The sequence below is a fragment of the Bradyrhizobium xenonodulans genome (assembly GCF_027594865.1).
Lineage (GTDB): Bacteria > Pseudomonadota > Alphaproteobacteria > Rhizobiales > Xanthobacteraceae > Bradyrhizobium > Bradyrhizobium xenonodulans.
In genome coordinates this window covers 2,909,839-2,928,126 of record NZ_CP089391.1, presented here as the reverse complement: position 1 = coordinate 2,928,126, position 18,288 = coordinate 2,909,839, and the positions used below count along the sequence as shown (strand labels likewise).

Genomic DNA, 18,288 nt, shown 5'->3' with positions numbered 1-18,288 from the left:
CACGAGGATAATCGCGTTCTGTCACTGGCGCGCTTCGAAGCGTCCCTTTGGAACGATCGAATGCCACTGATGCCGACGTGCCCGGCGATCGTGTCGTTGACGGCAGGAGCGCCCCCTGTGAGCCCACATACGCCCACTGCGCGCCGGAACGTTTGGCAAGGCGCAGATGGTCAGATGGACAAGGTTGCAGCCCCGGCCGAGGCGTATGTAATGCCCCCGGTCTTCGCTTTCGAGGCAGCGATCAGTTCGACCACGTCTAATAGGGGCATGACGGCTGGCACTCGATGATACGGAGCCGTCCTCATAAGCATCACCGGTAATGCAAGCAAACGAGATCCACCTCGATCTAATCAAGGTTTCTCCGCCACGATATCGACTTCCAACCGAAAATTGCAGACACGAGAACGGAAAGTGGAGCTCCAACGAGTGCGGGACAGGCCCCGCCGCGCGCAGCCAAAGTTGGTTGGCGACGCTTTCCAAGACTTGCAAGAGTCGCCAAGCCGGAACTATAAATCCCGGAGTCCAACAAACACCGTTTCGAATTCGGTATCTGCCCTATAGAAGACCGCAGGCCGCCCCACCGGCGCCTCGATCGATATTTCTTGGCCACCGGCAAATGACTGGCCTGTCCAGACGTGAATCCAGTCGGCCCTAGCCGGAAGGTAGAGCTTCCGCTCGTCCTGCGATACCTGCCAGACGGGAGCGACTAACACGTCCCGACCATAGAGATAGCAATCCTGAATGCCGTATGTCCGCCGGTCCTCTTCGTGATGCAGGAACAACGGACGCTGCACCGGAAGGCCCCTGCGAGTTGCTTCCAGTGACAATCTCCTGAGATAGGGCGAGAGTTGAACGTAGATCGCAGTCATTCTGGCGAAATGCGAAAGGACCGCGGGGTCGCTGTCGATCTGCAAATTGTCACGCGGCCTATTGCCTTCGTGGCTACGCATCACCGGCGTGAATGCCGCCATCTCGGCCCAGCGCATGAAGAGTTCGGGCGTGCGGACATTTCCGAACAGGCTCGTATAGCCACCGATATCGGAATGATGAAACGAGTTGCCGAGCAATCCTGATGACAAGGCGGCGCAGATGACCGTGACCAGCCCGTCGTGCCGCGAAAAGTCAACCGATTGATCGCCGGCCCAGAGCAACGGGCACGACTTCTGTATACCAGTGAAGCCAGCCCGCATGAAGAACACTGCCTCACCAGTGCGGCCGCGACTGGCCACGGCCTTCGCGTTGACTTCAGCCCATAGCGTGGGCCAATGGTTGTGCGCAAGTCTTGCGTCGACCCCGCTGGCGAGACGCACGTTAACCGGTAGATACTCCCCGAAATCGGCCATCCAGCCGGACAGGCCATAGTCGAGCATCCTCGCGCCTATGATCTCTTCGGAAAACCACGCTGCAGCGTCTGGATTGGTGAAATCAACAATGCCGCAGTTGAATTCTCCGAAATCGATCAGGGCAGTTCGCCCCGACGTATCCTTGACGAAATAATCCGCATCCTCAGCCTCTTTGAACAGGACGCCATCTTCGCAGAGATACGGATTCACATAGCCGAGGAAGTGGATGCCCTCGTTGTTCAATTCAGCGATGCGCTGTCGCAGGCCCGGATACCGCGTCTCGTTTGCCTGCCAGTCCCAGAACAGTCGCGCGCCGAAGGTAGTTCGTCGAATTCCGACCCAGTCTTCGCACCACAGACCGGCAACCTTGACGCCAGCCTCACGTATCTTCGCAAGGCGATTGAATGAGTTCGCCCCATCCTTCAGGCCGATGATCGCGCCGTTGTAGACCCACTCCGGAAGTGGCGGCTGGCGTCCAAAACGGCTCGACAGTATCTCCACCAGCCCGACGAAGGTCGGCGCGGCAAACAGCTCAATGCGCTCCGGAATAGCCCAGACTTCAATCTCGTGAAACGAATGATCGCGAAAATCAAAGGCGCTATAGGCGAATGTTTCGACATGAAGCGCATAGCGCGCCGAGGAAACATAAGTCGGCTGGGGATAGTTCGTATGATAGTAGTCGCCGCCTGCGTGGCCCCCCACGTCCGCCTTGAACGTTATCTCGGTGGTCTTGTCGCGCCCGACGCCTGGCTCCGAACTCCACAACGGATACCGCCGCCCGCGCAGATCAAAATAGGAGAATTGCTCGCCTCCGCCCCAGACGTTCTCGTCCCGGTCGGCAACCACACGCAGCCAAAATCGGTTGACCGATGGATCAAGGGCCCGCAGCACCAACGCATTGCCCTCGAGTGTAACGGCCAGGCGCGGGGGTTGCCCCTTGGCCGCGGCAAGCGCGATCATGTCGCCATCCATCTCGGCATGCGCCAGCGGACAGCGTTCAGCAACGCGATCCTCGATCTCGAAGCGGCCGCGATGCATCGTGATGCTATCGTTCCCCTGCCCGACAAAGAAACATGGCGCTGCGGCACTATGGGTGAGAATCCGCCGGCCAGAAATGGAAACCGCGAAGCCGGATTGGGTCGTCTCAAGTTTCAGGTCCATTTCTCTTCGCCCCTTCAGGTCAGGCCGGCATCGACGACAAAGTTTGTCCCTGTGCAGCCTGCGCTCTCGTCAGAGCCGAGGAACAGCGCCACGCGCGCGACGTGCGTGGGATCGAGTCGAAATTTGAGCGCCTGGCTGTCAATGAACTTCTGGTTACTCTCGGGCGCTGCCCATAGGCGTAGTTGACGTTCAGTCACGATCGCGCCCGGCACGATGCAGTTGACGCGAACGCCCGCCGGCCCCAGTTCGCGCGCAAGCGTTTTGGTCATGCCGTTGATTGCGGCCTTCGCTGTTGTATAGCCGACCATTCCCGGGATCCCGCGCATCCAGGAGACCGATCCGAACATGATGATCGCTCCGCGGCCGGCCTCGGTCATCCGCCTGCTCACGGCCTGGCTGGCGAAGAACTGATGATCGAGGTTTAACGCCAGCGACCGCCGCCAAGCTTCGGGCTCAACGTCGGCCATCGCGTGACGATCATCGCGGGCGGCGTTGTTGATGAGCACTGCAACCGGCCCATGCTTGTCTTCTACGCCCGCGATCGCCGAGCGGAGCCCCGCAATGTCGGTGACGTCGCAAGCGATGAACTCCGCTCCCGTGGCGGCAGCGGTCGCCGGCCCCGCCTCCTCGTCGATGTCGACAAACGAGACGATCGCCCCTTGGGAGGCAAAGGCCCTCACCATTTCCGCGCCAATTCCGGACGCCCCGCCAGTAACTAGCACGCTGCGACCTGCCAATGAGGCGTAGCGAACCCAATCGTAAGCTGCCATTTTGGTAACCTCGTTAAGCCCGGGATATCCCGCTGGACCTCACCCCTTGAGACCGCCCGCGGTCAGCCCCGAGACGACGCGCTCCTGGAAGATCACGATGAGGATCGCGACTGGCACGATACCCACGACGAGCGCGGCGGATATGACCGGCCACGGAAACGCAAACTCTCCCTGATAGAGCTGGATTCCGACGGGCAGCGTCCGCAGGCCCGGATTGGAGTTGAACGACAGGGCCAGCAGGAATTCGTCCCAGGAGTTGACGAAGGCAAGGATTCCGGCAGTGAATACGCCCGGCGCCGAGAGCGGAACCACCACCTTGAAAAGCGCGCCAAATCGCGTGCAGCCATCTATCATGGCAGCGTTCTCCAAATCGCGCGGAATAGCTTCGAAAAAGGACGTCAGCACCAGGGTGCAGACCGGCAGACTCAATACGGTGTAGGGCAAGATCAATGCTGTCCAACTGTTGAGCAGATTGAGTGCACGCATCGTCTCGAACAAGGGTACCAGCAGCGTCACCAGCGGAAAGGTTGAGACCGCGATGATCATCGACATGATCAATCCTCTGAACCTGAGATTCAGCCGCGCAAGCGCATAGGCCGCCAGAACCGAGATCAGCAGGGTCAACGCGGTCGACAGCAGCGCGACCATGACGCTATTGAACAGGAACGTGAGCAGCGGTTGATCGGAGAACGCCTGGCTGTAATTCCGCAGCGTCGCCGCGTGCGGCAGCCAGGTGATCGGCTTCAGCGTGAGTTCGGCCTCTGTCTTGAACGAGGTCAGCAGAATCCACAGCGCCGGGAACAGGCCGTTCACGACGAGAACGAGCGCAGCGATGGCCCGCAACGGTTTGCCTGATAAGACCGAGCCCGCAGCGGAGAAGATAGCCGTGCTCATGACACAGGCTCGCTGCCGCGGATCATGCGCAGGTAAAGCGCCGTGACACACATCGAAAGGCCGAACATCACCACCGCAAGCGCCGATCCATAACCGAGGTCGAGGAACGATACGGTGTTCTGGTGGATGTACATGGCCAACGTCGCAGTTGAGGTGCCCGGCCCGCCTCCCGTCATCATGTACGGAATATCGAAGGTCTGCAGCGCAGTAATGGTGCGGAAGATCAGCGCGACCACGATCGTGGGCTTCAACAGCGGCAGCGTGATCTCGAAGAATTGCCGCACACGCCCTGCCCCGTCGACATCAGCGGCCTCGTAAAGCGAACGCGGAATGGTCTGCAATCCGGCGAGAATGATCATCGCCATGAAGGACGAGGCCTTCCAGGTGATGGTGAGGCAGATCGCGGCGAAGGCGAGACGCGGCGAATTGAACCAGATCACGCCCGGCAGGCCGATCCGATTGAGCACGTCGTTGACGACGCCGTACTCCGAATGGAAGAACCATGCGAAGATCAGGCCCGCGAACGCAAGCGGCAGCGCCCACGGAATCAGAAGCGAGAGCCTCACCGGCCACCGCATCCGGAACGGCAGATTGGCGAGCAGCGCAAGTCCGAGCCCGACGAGCAGCGCGCCGGGCACTGTGATCAGCGTGATCAGGATCGTGTTCCAGGTCGCCTGCCAAAAGACGGGATCTTCCAGCATCTGCTGAAAGTTCGCGAGCCCGGCGAATCGCGCCGGCAGGCCCGACGTCAGCGACAGGTCGAGGAAGCTCGTGTAGATAAGCCGGCCCACTGGATAGACGATCATCATGCTGAGCAGTACCCCGGCGGGTGCCAAGAGCAATACGGCGAGCGTCGTTTCGTCCGGATCGAGGCAGCGCGACAGCCTTGCACGTCGCGCATCGACGCGATCGGCTGCGTTCTTGAACGTGCATGTCATCGTCGTTAAGTCCGATCCGGATTGCGCGCAAGACGACGCTGGAATTCGCGACCACGAGCGGGGTACCAAGCACACCCGCTCGTCGCTGGATCATGCCTTAGCGGAGGATCCGCTTCAGGCGAGCCTCGATCTGGGTGGCGCCGTCCGCCGGCGTAGTCACGCCCGCAAGCACCGCGTTGACCGTGGTCCGGATCGCTTCACTGACCTCGTTGTAACGCGGCGTCACCGGACGCGGCTTCGCGGTCTCGACAATCGGCTGAGCGTCGGCGAACCACGGCACCGCCTTGGTCACGTCCGCGTCCTTGTATAGTTTGCCGTAAGTCGGCAGCAACGAGCCGTTGATGGCCATGAATTTGGAGACTTCGGGACTCGACAGATATTCGGCGAGCTTCTTCGCCTCCTCCTGATGCTTGGAAAAGGCGGAAACGCCCCACTCCCAACCTCCGAGGCAAGTCGCCTGTTCACCGCCCGTGACCGCCGGGAGCCGTGCGACGCCGACCTTGCCGACCACGGCGGAGTCCGCGCCCTGCGTCATGGCCCATGCGTAGGCCCAGTTCACCGCGAATACGACGTTGCCGGCCTGGAACTCCTTGCGCGTGTCGTCGGTCGCAACCTCGGCAATGTTCTTCTTGGCGACACCACTATCGGCGAAGCTCTTCCAAAGCGCGAGCGATTTCGCAGCGGCCTCACGATCGAAATCGAGCTTGCCGTCCTTAACGACCACCTTGCCCTGGCTCCAGTACGGTACGAGGAAAGTGCAAACCGCGCCTTCGATCGCCTTGCCCTGAAACGAGAGGCCCTGCAGATTCGAATTCTGCTCACCGTCCGCGATTTTCTTCGCGGCGGCAGCAAGTTCGTCCCAGGTTTTTGGCGGCTGGAGCCCGTATTTGTCGAGCAGGTCCTTGCGATAATAGAGGAACATGGAATCCGCAAAGGCGGGGAGCGCCACGACCTTGCCGTCGACGGTGTTCGCCTCCGCATAGGCGCGGAGATAAGACGACATGTTTTCGCTTGCGATCGGGCTAGTCCAGCCCGCAGCCGCAAACTGCGCCGGCCGTATGACGTCGAGCATCAGCACGTCGAGTGAAGAGTCCTTCGCCGTGAGGACCGTGTTGAGATATTGCGCCTGCAAATCCGAGGTCGCGCCGCCCAGTTCGATAGTGACCTTGACGCCCGGATTGAGCGCTTCGTATTGATCGAGCACCTTGCGCCAGATGCCGGGCTGACCCTGGCTTGTGACGAAGAGCTTCAACGAGGTTTCGGCGGACGCGCCGGTTGCGAATGCGAACGCTCCGAACCCGAGCAGCAATCCCGTTATCTTTGAAATGCGTCCCAAACTCATGCCGTCCTCCGAATAAGATCGCCGCTTGCTTGCGACGTTGCTAGCTTGTGGTTGATGGCCTCGTTGCGCACCTGTTAGTGCAATGCACGCTCCGTCTCCGCATCGAACAGATGTATCTTCGCAGGGTCGAGGCCCAGCTTGAATGCCTCACCAGTTCGCGGACGCAACTCGGGCGGCAGCCGCGCGGTCAATGTCGCGCCTCCCACCGAGAAATGCACCAGCGTATCGGAGCCGAGCGGCTCGACGACCTGAACCTCGCAATTCAAGCCGACATCAGACATCCCGGATGTGAAATGCTCGGGCCTGATGCCGACGATAAATTCGCGCCCGTCAACCGCCGAAATTCCCGTGCCAGTCAAAGCCGCAAGCGGCAGACGGTTGCCATCGGCGAAATCGAGATAGCCATGGGCAGCCCTGGCCTTGGCGAAGTTCATTGACGGAGAGCCAACGAAGCTGCCGACGAAGACGTTGGCCGGATTGTTATAGACCTCATCGGGCGTTCCGATCTGCTCGATATCGCCGCCGCGAAGGATGACGATGCGATCGGCCAGAGTCATCGCCTCGACCTGATCGTGGGTTACATAGACGATGGTGGTCCCTATCGCCTGGTGCAGCCGTTTGATTTCCGTGCGCACCTGACCGCGCAGCTTCGCGTCGAGATTGGACAGTGGCTCATCGAACAGGAACACCTGCGGCCGCCGAACGATGGCCCGGCCCATCGCAACCCGCTGGCGCTGTCCACCGGAGAGCTGTCCCGGCCGCCGGTCGAGAAGATGGGTGATGCCGAGCATCTCCGCCGCGGCCTTAATCTTCACGGCCGCATCCGCCGCGTTCGCACCCCGCACCTTCAGGCTGAACCCCAAGTTCTCGCGCACCGTCTTGTGCGGATAGAGCGCGTAGTCCTGGAACACCATCGCAATATCCCGCTCGCGCGGCGGCAGATCGTTGACGATCCGATCGCCGATCCGGATTTCACCGCTGCTGATGCTTTCGAGTCCGGCGATCATGCGCAGCGTCGTCGATTTGCCGCAGCCCGACGGACCAACCAGCACCACGAACTCGCCATCGATGATCTCGAGGTCGATGGCCTTGACGACGCGGAGCGCGCCGTAGCTCTTCTCAAGCTTGCGCAGGCTGACCGAAGCCATGAGCCCTGTTCTCCCGTCCCCGCGTCCCTACGGCCCTTGAGCCGCGGTGGTTGATGGTAGCGCTACGATTTTTGGAAATCAACGGCCAAGGAAATGCTCGCCAACTCCAGTTCAATCCGGCAGGTTAGGAGATGAAATACTATCGCATCTGACTGATTATGATTAGTTTTATTCTTCTGATAAGAAGAGTGCGATTGTATCGCGACAAAATCTCAGCTAGATAGCAGCGCTATTATTTTTGGACCACCAGGGGAATGGCGGCACCAAAGCCCACGCGCACCCGGCGCAAGATGCAACGGGTCACGATCATGGATGTGGCGGCGCGCGCTGAGCTGTCGCCGTCCACGGTGTCCCTCTATTTCAGGAAGCCGGATGCGGTTTCGGCGGCGGCGAGCGAGTCGATCGCACGCGCCATCGAGGCGCTCGACTACGTGCCGAACCTGATGGCCGGCGGGCTGGCGGCGGCCTCATCGCGCGTCGTGAGCATCATTGTGCCATCTGTCCGCAATGCGTTCTTCGCCGAGACCGTCGCCGCCCTGCAGGACGAGCTCGGCAAGCAGCGACTGCAGGTGATGCTCAGCCACACCGAGTACAAGGAGCACGACGAGGAAAACCTGGTCCGCACAGCACTGTCCTGGGCCCCCGCCGCCGTCGTCTTGACCGGCCTGTCGCACAGCGCCGCGACGCGCAGGCTGTTGCGTGACAGCAAGGTGCCGGTTGTCGAAATCTGGGAGCTCGGTTCCCAGACCATGGACATGGCAGTCGGTTTTCACCACGACCAGGTCGGTCGTACCGCCGCGTCGCATCTCGTTCAGCGAGGACGCAAGCGATTGCTGTTTCTTGGCGCCCGCCTGCACGAGGATCGCCGCGCTGCACTGCGCGCCCAGGGTTTCGTCGAGACGGCGCGGAACGTGCCGGATGTCACTGCGGAGATCATCCGGCATCCTGCGCCAGCGAGCGCCGAGGTCGGCGCCATGCTGCTCGGTGAGGCCCTGCATCGCTTTCCAAACGTGAACGGGATTGCCTGCTCCAACGACCACATCGCCCTCGGCGTGATCTTCGAGTGCCAGCGCCTTGGCATCACAATCCCCGAGCAGCTATCGGTGGTGGGCTTCGGCGACTTGAGCTTCAGCGCGGCCTCCAATCCGTCGTTGACGACCATCCGCCCGCCTGGCGACCTGATCGGGAAGGAAGCCGCGCGGCTGATCATCGCAAGGATCTTGCGCTCCGACGGCGAGCCAGAACAGGCCGTCATCGATACGCGTTTCACCCTACTCCATCGGCAGAGCAGTTAATTGGAAATTCAGTCACCCGTGGGTACCGAGAACCTAGACTCGGACGTAGTGATGATGAGGTCCGCTAAGTGTCGCGCGTGAACCGATAATTCCGGTCCGCTAGACCGGGCGAGAGACTGACGCATCGCGGCGTTCTCGATCGATCTACTCTTACGCCCGTGAGTGCCCCGCCCCTCGCAACTCGATTTCAAAGTCACATCACTCGAAAGAGCGGCCATCCGCACTTGCCGTCGATAGATTTTCCTTGATCTCCCGGTGCACACGCCGCCTTCTAAGCAATGGAAATACTTGAACTCTCGCGCCAATCCATCATCGGCCAATTTGAGCAAGCTCCAGCCAAAGAAAGCCGGCGAGATCAGGCTCCAAGCGCACCTTCGGCAGGGCCAAGCGGGTCGTCAGTCGAATTGGATCGGCTCCGATCCAGGATAGGAATGGGCGACGAACTCGCAGAACGCGCGAGCCGCCGGGGATAGCTTCGCCTCGTCCTTCCAGGCAAGGCCGACATCCATGGATCCCGGCTACAAGCCCGAGCGCTCCCAGCGGGCCGCCATTTGTCGTCCGCGATTTCGCCTTGGCGCTAGCCCGGCCGCAATCGCTGCGGCATCGTGTCGATGTTGAGGGGCGTGACCTTCCAGCGCGAGGCGTCGTCATATTCGAAGTCGATGGTCACCTCGCCTGTCGCACGACGGATCTGCATCAGGGCTGATTTCCATTGCCGGCCGGTCGGCTGCTGCATGGCCGCGTTGAGCTCGCGAAACTTGCGGTTCACTGAGAAATCGCCGGGATTGCCCGGCTCGGCGCGACCTTCCGCATCGTAGCGGTAGCTGCTGATCTGCACGGAGGCCTCGTCGACGATTGCGACCACGGAGACGCTCACCCAATCGTCGGACTCGCGCACCTCGCTTTGCGCAATCATGCCGGCGATCTCGTGCACCAATTCGTCTGCCTGCTTCCGGTCCATCGCGCTCGCTCTCATCTCCCGGCCTCCAGGCGCGCACGCATCTCTGCGGCAAGGTCGACGCGGCGCTCGCCTGTGCGTACCTCGCGCTCGAACCCCTGGAATGTCTGTCCTTGCTCGTTGTCGAACAAGACCTGGTTTCGATAGGCCACCCGGCCGGTCGGAGGATCGACCACTTCATAGCGGATGGCAACCTCCCCAGGGCGTGCGCCTCCCCACTCCAGCCCGCCGCCTGCGGTGGCGCGGCCGATTTCCACGGTACCGCGCACCTCGCCGCCGGCTTCGATCCAGTGCCGCATCTCGGTTTCAAACTGGTTGTAGACGTGCTGATTGAACTCCGAATTCTGCGGGAACAGGTTGATCAGCCCCTGATCGTGCATGAACTGAAAGCCGACCATGTGGCCGCCGTCGTCCCGCACCGGAAATTCACCCACGCGTCCGGCTTCCCTTCCCACATTCGACGTCAGTTCGTTCTCCTCGGCCGGCCGCTCCTTCTTGCGCGGGATCTCGCGCAAGTGGAAGCGAACCCTCACCGTCTCGTGGCGCTCGTTGACCGTCCATGTCGCCTCGTTGCGGCCGAGGCTGCGGGTGGTCTCGCCAACCGGTAGTGCCTGCCGTTCCGTGGCGGTGTCGCGATCGACGCGCAGCGTGTTGCGCGCGTCGATCCTGGCGCGTGACGGATCGCGCACGAGGGAGGCAACTTCGTCGGAAAGTTCGTCGAGATGCCGGGAGTCGACCGCGTTGGCCTCGGTACGCTGCGTGGCTGTCAGATGCGGACCGGCACCTTCGTCAGCCCGCAGCTGCATTCGCTCGCGAAGCTTGGCGATGTCGTGTCGCGCCGCCCAGCCGACCGTGCCGGGAGGCGGCTCGCCACGTTCGGTGAACAGGGATCTCAACTGGCCTTCCAGCGTCAGGCTGCGCTGAATGTTCTGCACGGTCCGGATGTGGAGCTCGATATCCTGCGCGCTCGCCTGCGGACCGTGGCGGACACCGGTAACGGTGCCGGTTGCCGGATCGTAGTCGATGCTGACGGCGTTGCCCGTCAGGGCCGGATCAGACGTGACGGGAGGCGCAAGGTCGCGCAACAGATTGTCGCGGATGCGAACGGGATTGTAGATGTCGCCCGGCCGCGCTCCGCCGGCGCGAGCGCCGGCCACCGTCGCCGTCGCCCAAAAGCCCATGGAGAGCAGCGCCTCGACACGATCGCCCGCGGACATGCGGCCCCAATTGCGCGAGAGATCTACACCCTGATTGGCGATCGCGGCGGAATCGAGCATGGCCGCACCGGCCTGCACGTAGCCATGCGCCGATGCCTCCAGCGGGGCAATGGCGCGCCCTGCCCGGCCAAGCTGCGCCAACCGTGCGGCGCTTCCGAAGGCACCAACCGACATGGCGCTGGCGCCGAGATTGAGCCAGAGTCCGCGTGCTTCATCATCACGAATCGGATCGAGCGACTGACCGTGCCGCGCGCGGTCGACCAGTGCGTCGCCGCTGCGATAGGCGCCCCAGGCACCGGCCCCAACCGCCACGCCGGCGGCGCCGGCCACGATCGGCGTTGCAAGCCCCCCCGAGCCCACGATCAATACGCCGCCTGCGACGATGCCACCCACGAGCGCGGCCTTGTCCAGGACCTGCGCGATGTGCTCGCCGAGCGTATCTGCCGTCTGCGGCGTGTTGGCATTGCCGAGCGCGATCCTGCCGTCAGCTCCCACTCGCAGGTGGCCGCGCTCGGGGAAGGTCATGCTTCCGGCCGGCAATCGATTTTGCGTGCGCCAGTCCTCAAAACTGTCATAGCGCCGGCCGATGTTGTCGACGAAGCGCTCGTGACCTGCGGGATCGAGCACGCGAAACAGCGGAAGCTGCACGGGTCCTGTCTCGCCGCTGGAATAGGTGACCGGCAGCACGGTCACACGGGGATCGCCGCCTGCCGCAACGGCGCGGATCTGATCGACGACCGCCTTCACGCTCGCGCCATCCTCGCCATCGCCGTAGAACGAATGCTCGCCGCGGGCGGCAGCGGCTTGCAGGCTTGGGAAATCGGCCCCCGGAGCGACGCGCGGACGCATGCCCATCGCGTAACCGATGGTGTTGTCGAGATCGCTGCCGCGCAAGGTTTGTGGCGCATCACCGCGCGTCGCGAGATAACGCTCGGCATTTTCCCGCGCGAACGGCGTGACGACCGCGGCGGCGGTCCAGGGATCGCTGGCCGCTTCGAGGCCCTGCCCCGTGATGGTATGATCGCTCCTGATCGCCGCGAGTGCACCGACGCGTGCCTCCAGCGGAACATGCTTGTCGGTGATACCCAGGAGCTCGCGCCCCTGGCGCGTGTCGAGAATGCCCGCGAGACGGTCACGCTCCCGCGCCTGCAGACCGCTATCGTCGGGATACCATTCGCGCGCCAATGCGCCGGCCATCAGCCGCCCCAGCGCCGGTCGCGCGGCATAGTCGAACGCGGACGTCGCGGCGAACGCATTCTGGACGAAGGCGCTCGTCGCAGCGCTCGCGGGCGCTCCGCCGAGGGCATCCAGAACCTGGCTCATGGCCGTTCCGCCATAGCCGAGAATCGGATTTTGGCGATCGCCGCCCAACGCCCGGGCGAAACCGCCGGCGTCGCGCGGGGCAAGGCCGGACACCACCGATCGCAACAGATCCGTTCCGCCGCCGGGCGGTTCGGACAAGGCCGTCACGGCCGCGATGGCATACGACGAAGCTGCAGCCCCCTGCTGCCAGGTCTCGTCGACATTGCCGGTCGTTCTCGCCACCTGGGACAGCTCGGCGGCCCTGACCGCCAGGCGCTCGCCAACAACAGCGCGTAATTCGGGAACGTCCTCTAGCGCGCGGCTCAGCTGCACACTGCCGCAAATCCCCTCGCCGCGACCGGCGGTCCAGCGATCGAGCACGCGGTCGAGGAGAAAGCGTTGCTCGTCCGCATTGAGCAATCCAAGCTCGGTACGGCCGCGCAGCGCGTCCTTGACCTTGTCGACCCCGGAGGTGCCGCCGATCCCGAAGAAGTCGCCGCTGCGATCAGAGCTGTGCTCGACCCATTGGCCGATCCGCTTGAGGCGATCCTGGTCGGGCCGCACGGGCCCCGGCACGGATGTCGCGAGGTCCGCTCGCAAGGCGATCTGGGCTGCCATCGCGTCGTTGAAGACGCGTTGCGAACGCGCGCTATCTCCGCCCTGCCGTCCACCGGCACCATCCGGCGGAACGCGGGGCGATGGCGTGGCAGGCATCGACGCGGCCATGGACAAGCTCCCTCAGTGACAGTCCCGCAAGATGAGGCGCCTCCTCATCAGAACCATCACGTTAGGACGCCCGCCTGATCACTACCTGACGGCCTGAACGTCTCTGCGATTGCCAGACAGGGCCAGGGAAAGACCGAGATTGTTGCGCGCCACGCCGTTTTCCGGATCGAGCGCCAGCGCGCGCCGATAGCTCACCTGCGCCTCGTCCCTCCGTCCGAGCTGATCGAGCGCGAGACCCCGGCCGTTCAGGGCGCGAACATTATCCGGCTGGTCGGCCAGTACCGCCTCGAAGGCGCGTAGCGCTTCATCCGATCGGTGTCTGGCAAGCAGTATCTGGGCTGAGCCCACCCTCGTGTCAACGCTGTTCGGTGCCAGCGCCAACGCCTCCTGGAAGGCAGCGTCTGCACCATCGATGTCCTTGCGCTTGAGCAGCAGGCGGCCAAGCTCGACGCGCGGCGCGGGATCAGACGGCATGCGCGCCGAGAGCTGTCGATAGAGAATGACCGGATCGACGGCATCGCCGCCGTTCTCCGCCGTTGCCTTGGCCAGGCGCGCGAGCGCGGCCGAATCCAGATCGTCAATGTCGGCAAGCGCCGGCCGGACCTCCGGCTGTAGCGAGAGTGACGCCCTATCATCGCTCAGCATGCATCCCGAAGCGGACAGAGACAGCGCAAACACCGCCGGCACAACCCACACCGCATCGAAACCAGGCCGTCGCTGCATCTTCATGGCAATTCCCCGACAACCACTGCACTTAGGCAGCGGTGAGAGCATCCCGAGGCGGCGGCTGCGCCGGTTTCGCGGCACTGCGAGCCGGCATGTCCGGGCGCGGGCCGTTCAAGCTGACCGAGCCGACCGGCTGCACCATGAAATCGCCGGCGAGATCCTGGTAGGACAAGACCGCGAGCTCGAGACCATTGCGCACAATGTAGCCGCGGACGTAGCGGCGCACGTCCATCGAGGCAAGAACGACCGGCTTGACCTCGCTCGCGCCCGCATCAGCCGCCATTCGGCGGAACTGTGCCAGCAATTGCTCCCCGCTGCGCTCGTCAAGCACCAAATATGGCCCGACGGCCGTGTCGCGGATCGCGCCACGCACCACGTCTTCGGCCTCGCGCTCCAGCACATAGGCCATCACCGCCCGATGGGCGTTGGCATGACTGTAGCATATCTGACGCTTGAGCGCAGCGCGCACATACTCGGTGAGGAGGACGACATTGCTCTCCTTCTCGCCCCATTCGGCGAGCGCTTCGAGCACCAGCCGTGTGTTGTTGACGCATACGCCCTCATCCACGAGGCGGCGCAGCACATCGGCGATGCGCGGCACCGGCACCGTCCGCAGCGCTTCCTTGACGAGGTCGGCGTAGCCGGATTCGATCCGCGCCAGAAGCGCCCGCGTTTCCTGAATACCGACGAAGCGCGAGGCGTAGCGGGCGACTATCTCGCTGACCTTGTGCGCCATCACCTGCTCGGCGGTTCGAAATCCGATACCGGCATCGCGCAGGAGCGCCGCATGGGCGATATCCACCCAGCCCATGCGCCGGCTATCCTGTTCGGGCTCGATCGGGATATTCAGGAGATCGAGATTGGCGAGATCGTCGATGACAAGAAGCTCATCCAGGCGCGCTTCGTATTCTTCGACCGGAACACCTTCGATATCGACGCGGCAGTGCGCATCGCCGAGCGTCTCCTCGCGTAGGATCGCGACCTCGGGAATCAGGATCCCCAACCGGGCACTCAGCTGCGTGCGGAGACGATCGATGTGACCGGAAAGCTGCCCCTCGTCGATCCGGTCCCCCAAAGCGGGCGCGAGTCTCAAGATGATCGCAGGCACTTCTCCCGGCACGGCCGCGCGGCGGACGCCGGTCACGGCCGGGACTCCCGAACCGCTCTGTGCGGGCGATGCGGGCGGACGCGCCTGGCCTTCCCGTGATGGCGCTGGCTTCAATAGGCTGATCGCGCCGAAAATGAGCGCGAGCACAAGAAACACCGGCGTGGGAAAGCCGGGAACCAAGCCCAGCCCGAGCAGGACCACGGCCGACAGTCTCAGTGCGCGCGTGCTGGCGCCGAGCTGGCCGACAATATCGCGGCCCAGATTGACCTGCCTGTCTCCGGTCACGCGGGTCACCACGGTGCCTGCTGTCAGTGACAGCAGCAGCGCCGGAATCTGTGAGATCAGCGCATCGCCGATCGTCAGCAAGGAGTATTCGTGGATGGCCGAGCCGAAAGACAGGCCACGCGACAGCGTGCCGATCGAAATGCCGCCAACCAGATTGACGACGATGACAACGAGCCCGGCGATGGCATCGCCTTTCACGAACTTCATGGCCCCGTCCATCGCACCATAGAGCTGGCTCTCGCTTTCGAGGTTGGCGCGGCGACGGCGCGCCTCCGTCTGGTCGATGTCGCCGTTGCGCATCTCCGCGTCGATCGCCATCTGCTTGCCGGGCAGCGCATCGAGGGTGAATCGGGCGGCGACCTCCGCCACACGCTCGGCTCCTTTGGCGATGACGATGAATTGAACCAGGGTAACGATCAGAAAGACCACCAGCCCGACGATCACGTTGCCGCCAATCACGAACTCGCCGAAGGTGCGAATGATCTCCCCGGCTTCGGCTTGCGACAGGATCAGCCGCGTGGTGGTGATTGCAAGCGCCAGCCGGAACACGGTCGAGATCAGGATGATGCCCGGCAACGACGAGAAGTCGAGCGGCGCCAGGATGTAGAGCGCCACCATCAGCATCAGGACCGAGAATCCGAGATTGAAGCCGATCAACAGATCGACCAGCCACAACGGCATGGGCAGGATCATCATCGCCACGGCCAACAGCAGCACCGCCGCGACCAGCAGATCGGGATGGCTCGGCACGCGAGCGAGCAATGCGCGCAGTTGGGAGGTCACGAAACGTCTCCTTCCCGTAAGAGGCGGGCCAACCTGAAGGTCCGGAAGCATTCCCGCGCCTCGTCGAGGCGGCCGACGAGCCGCAGCGCGTGGCTGCGCATCAGCAGGAGCGGCGCCCGCGCATTCGCACCGCGATCAATCTCCTCCAGTCGCTCGATGATCCGGATCGCCTCGGCGCCGTTCTCATCGGCAATCAGTGCGTAGGCCAGCACGCGCAGAAAGCCGACATCGTCGTCAGCTTGCCGCTGGACAAGACGAAGCAGCGGAAGTGCGCGCGCGGGTTGCCCGCTGGCGAGATAGACATAGGCGAGCGTGCAGAGCAGGTCGCGCTGCGGCCCGCCAATCAACGGCGGGGCGGCGTCGATCGCTGAATCGACCGACGGCACGCGCGATGAAAGCTCCTGTGGCAGCGACAGCATCGGTCATCCCTCGATGAGGCTGTTGCGGCCCTGGCGCAGCATCGCAAGTCCCTGCAGCTCGCGATGAATGGCGGTCGCTCCTTCTCCCAGGATTCGGTCCGCCGGCACGCGATCCAGATCCTGTGACAGAAGTTCCAGGGTGGCGCGACGCCGCTCCGCATGCAGGACATCGGGATGGCGCAGACGGGGCATGACGAAGCGAAACAGGGCTTCCGCCAGGTTCTCGCCCTGAAATCCCCTGAGCTCCTGATGCTGCGCCGCCGTGCCGATCGCGCCACGCGCGTCGTCGAGATGGGCGCGTGTGACGGGATCGACGTCAGATGCGGCGAGCACGGCATCGATCGCGGCGTCGAGCTCGACGCCTTCATCGACGGCGCCGTCGGCATGCCCGCTAATTCCACGCCGATCCGCATTGATGCTGGTGACGCTGAGTTCTCGGGCGATGTCGCGGCGCGCGTCTGCGGAAGACGCAAGATCCCTGCCCTGCGGCGGCGCGGACTGACCGTTCGACAGACGCTGAGGCACCTTGACCATCGCCATGCCCTAGTAGCGGACGGCCACCTGCCGGCCGGCACGCCTCAACACGATCCGCTCGGCCTCGATGCGCTGGATCGCCCAGCCGTCATCGACCATCGCACCTTCGAGATATTTCTGACCGCGGATCACGACGTGCGATTGCGGCCCGAGCCAGACCGCCTCGATGGCGAGCGACGATGGCAGCTTCTCCGCCTTGACCGCAACGCCGTTGACCAGCAACACTTCTCCCTTGAAACGTTCGTCAAACCACTGCTGGACACTCTGCCACTGCCCCGCGACGCTCGGCTCGACCGTGCCGCGGGCCATGACGGCTCCGCCGCTGGCCTCGACCGCGACATTGAGCAGTCCTGCTCCCTCGGCTTCGCTCTTGAGCGCGTTCGCCGCATCGTTGACGAGACTGGCCGCCGGCGGGCGCAGTTGGGTGGCACGGTCCCGATTTGCCGATCCGACCGTTGCCGCCGTCGCCTTTGTTGCGGCCGACCGCAGGCCGATGTCGATGAAGCTGCCGGCCGCGCCGGAACCGACCGCCGCGAGGCTCGATGCCATGACCGCAACGGCAATACCGGCGACGCTGAGCCTGGCAGGCCAGCGCGGCCGCCCGCCGGACGCAGTTTTGATGTCCTGGGAAGCATCAAGCGCCGAATTCGACGCGCTCGCCGTCCACGACATCCGCAGATCAGCGATCGACAGAGCGAAGGGCAGCCTCACTCCGATTTGGCGTCCCACCTTCAAGGCGCCGGCGCCGGCAAGCGAAGCGCCCTCCGCCAACGCCTCGACGCGCGCCTCATTGCCATCGATGGTCACCACGACATGGCGCAGAGCGAGGCCCTCGCCCAGGAAGACCATATCGGATTCGACGCCGCCGCCGATCACGTAGGTGCCGGCCGGCAAACGCTGCGACGTGCCGGCATACAGGCCGGTCTCGATCGCGAGAACATACTCGTTCGATTCAATCAAGACCGCTGACCCTCAAGGCGTGAAACTGTTCCGCTCAAAGCGGCAAGGCGCGCGCCGAAGCGCGCGCCTTCCGGCCTGATTACTGCACACGCTCGTCAGCGACCTTCTTGTCCGAGCTGAGCACCGTCGAAAGCTTACGCAGCTCGATGCTCTTGGCCTGAGCTTCCTCGCTCACGCGCTTCAACTCGGCGAGCTGCGCCTGAAAGTTGCCGCTATCGCTGGTGCTGCCGGTCGCACCTGCTGCTGTGGCTCCGCCTGCCGCGCCGTTGACGCCACCAACCGTATCCGCCATGTCACTCTCCTTGTTGCTTCGATATCGTCCGGGTTGATCCGGGCCACCGCCCGGAGTTTGAAGGGGCCTCATGGCCCTCGGTCGGGA

Annotated in this window: 15 protein-coding genes; 1 reads left to right on the top strand and 14 read right to left on the bottom strand. The window is 63.5% G+C overall.

Annotated elements, in window-relative coordinates; genetic code table 11:
* Positions 1 to 506: 506 nt before the first annotated feature.
* The 6 genes from I3J27_RS13495 to I3J27_RS13470 form a co-directional block, all read right to left on the bottom strand.
* Positions 507 to 2,498 (bottom strand): alpha-glucosidase, encoded by a 1,992-nt coding sequence (locus I3J27_RS13495; RefSeq protein WP_270172732.1) that lies wholly within the window; start codon positions 2,496 to 2,498, stop codon positions 507 to 509.
* 20 nt (positions 2,499 to 2,518) lie between these two features.
* Positions 2,519 to 3,274 carry an SDR family NAD(P)-dependent oxidoreductase gene (locus I3J27_RS13490; RefSeq protein WP_270169917.1) on the bottom strand — a complete coding sequence of 252 codons (756 nt, stop codon included), beginning with the start codon at positions 3,272 to 3,274 and terminating at the stop codon, positions 2,519 to 2,521.
* Between the two features lie 39 nt (positions 3,275 to 3,313).
* The gene (locus tag I3J27_RS13485) at positions 3,314 to 4,168 is read right to left on the bottom strand and encodes a carbohydrate ABC transporter permease (protein WP_270169915.1); all 855 of its coding nucleotides are present in this window, start codon (positions 4,166 to 4,168) and stop codon (positions 3,314 to 3,316) included.
* Positions 4,165 to 5,106 carry a carbohydrate ABC transporter permease gene (locus tag I3J27_RS13480; protein ID WP_270169913.1) on the bottom strand — a complete coding sequence of 314 codons (942 nt, stop codon included), beginning with the start codon at positions 5,104 to 5,106 and terminating at the stop codon, positions 4,165 to 4,167. The genes I3J27_RS13485 and I3J27_RS13480 overlap by 4 nt, the downstream gene beginning before the upstream one ends.
* A 97-nt stretch (positions 5,107 to 5,203) precedes the next feature.
* Positions 5,204 to 6,448 (bottom strand): ABC transporter substrate-binding protein, encoded by a 1,245-nt coding sequence (locus tag I3J27_RS13475; RefSeq protein WP_270169911.1) that lies wholly within the window; start codon positions 6,446 to 6,448, stop codon positions 5,204 to 5,206.
* Between the two features lie 74 nt (positions 6,449 to 6,522).
* Positions 6,523 to 7,596: an ABC transporter ATP-binding protein gene (locus I3J27_RS13470; RefSeq protein ID WP_270169909.1), complete on the bottom strand. Its 1,074-nt coding sequence runs from the start codon at positions 7,594 to 7,596 to the stop codon at positions 6,523 to 6,525.
* Positions 7,597 to 7,850: 254 nt separating this feature from the next.
* Between I3J27_RS13470 and I3J27_RS13465 the strand changes: the two genes are divergently transcribed.
* Positions 7,851 to 8,891, top strand: coding sequence for a LacI family DNA-binding transcriptional regulator (locus I3J27_RS13465; protein WP_270169906.1), 1,041 nt, complete (start codon positions 7,851 to 7,853; stop codon positions 8,889 to 8,891).
* 577 nt (positions 8,892 to 9,468) lie between these two features.
* Here I3J27_RS13465 and I3J27_RS13460 read toward each other — a convergent pair.
* The 8 genes from I3J27_RS13460 to I3J27_RS13425 form a co-directional block, all read right to left on the bottom strand.
* A complete protein-coding gene (locus I3J27_RS13460) occupies positions 9,469 to 9,867 on the bottom strand; it encodes a hypothetical protein (RefSeq protein WP_270169904.1) in 399 nt (132 codons plus the stop codon).
* Positions 9,864 to 12,788 carry a DUF4781 domain-containing protein gene (locus tag I3J27_RS13455; RefSeq protein WP_270169902.1) on the bottom strand — a complete coding sequence of 975 codons (2,925 nt, stop codon included), beginning with the start codon at positions 12,786 to 12,788 and terminating at the stop codon, positions 9,864 to 9,866. The genes I3J27_RS13460 and I3J27_RS13455 overlap by 4 nt, the downstream gene beginning before the upstream one ends.
* A gap of 387 nt (positions 12,789 to 13,175) precedes the next feature.
* Positions 13,176 to 13,823, bottom strand: coding sequence for a tetratricopeptide repeat protein (locus tag I3J27_RS13450; RefSeq protein WP_270169900.1), 648 nt, complete (start codon positions 13,821 to 13,823; stop codon positions 13,176 to 13,178).
* A 25-nt stretch (positions 13,824 to 13,848) separates the two neighbouring features.
* Positions 13,849 to 16,047, bottom strand: a complete 2,199-nt coding sequence (gene sctV / locus I3J27_RS13445) for a type III secretion system export apparatus subunit SctV (protein ID WP_270169898.1) — start codon at positions 16,045 to 16,047, stop codon at positions 13,849 to 13,851.
* Positions 15,993 to 16,415: a type III secretion apparatus assembly chaperone SctY gene (sctY, locus tag I3J27_RS13440; RefSeq protein WP_270169896.1), complete on the bottom strand. Its 423-nt coding sequence runs from the start codon at positions 16,413 to 16,415 to the stop codon at positions 15,993 to 15,995. The genes sctV and sctY overlap by 55 nt, the downstream gene beginning before the upstream one ends.
* 3 nt (positions 16,416 to 16,418) lie before the next feature.
* Positions 16,419 to 16,955, bottom strand: coding sequence for a hypothetical protein (locus tag I3J27_RS13435; RefSeq protein WP_270169894.1), 537 nt, complete (start codon positions 16,953 to 16,955; stop codon positions 16,419 to 16,421).
* A 3-nt stretch (positions 16,956 to 16,958) separates the two neighbouring features.
* Positions 16,959 to 17,843 (bottom strand): SctD/MshK family protein, encoded by an 885-nt coding sequence (locus tag I3J27_RS13430; RefSeq protein WP_270169892.1) that lies wholly within the window; start codon positions 17,841 to 17,843, stop codon positions 16,959 to 16,961.
* A gap of 145 nt (positions 17,844 to 17,988) precedes the next feature.
* Positions 17,989 to 18,201 carry a hypothetical protein gene (locus I3J27_RS13425; RefSeq protein WP_270169890.1) on the bottom strand — a complete coding sequence of 71 codons (213 nt, stop codon included), beginning with the start codon at positions 18,199 to 18,201 and terminating at the stop codon, positions 17,989 to 17,991.
* Positions 18,202 to 18,288 lie beyond the last annotated feature (87 nt).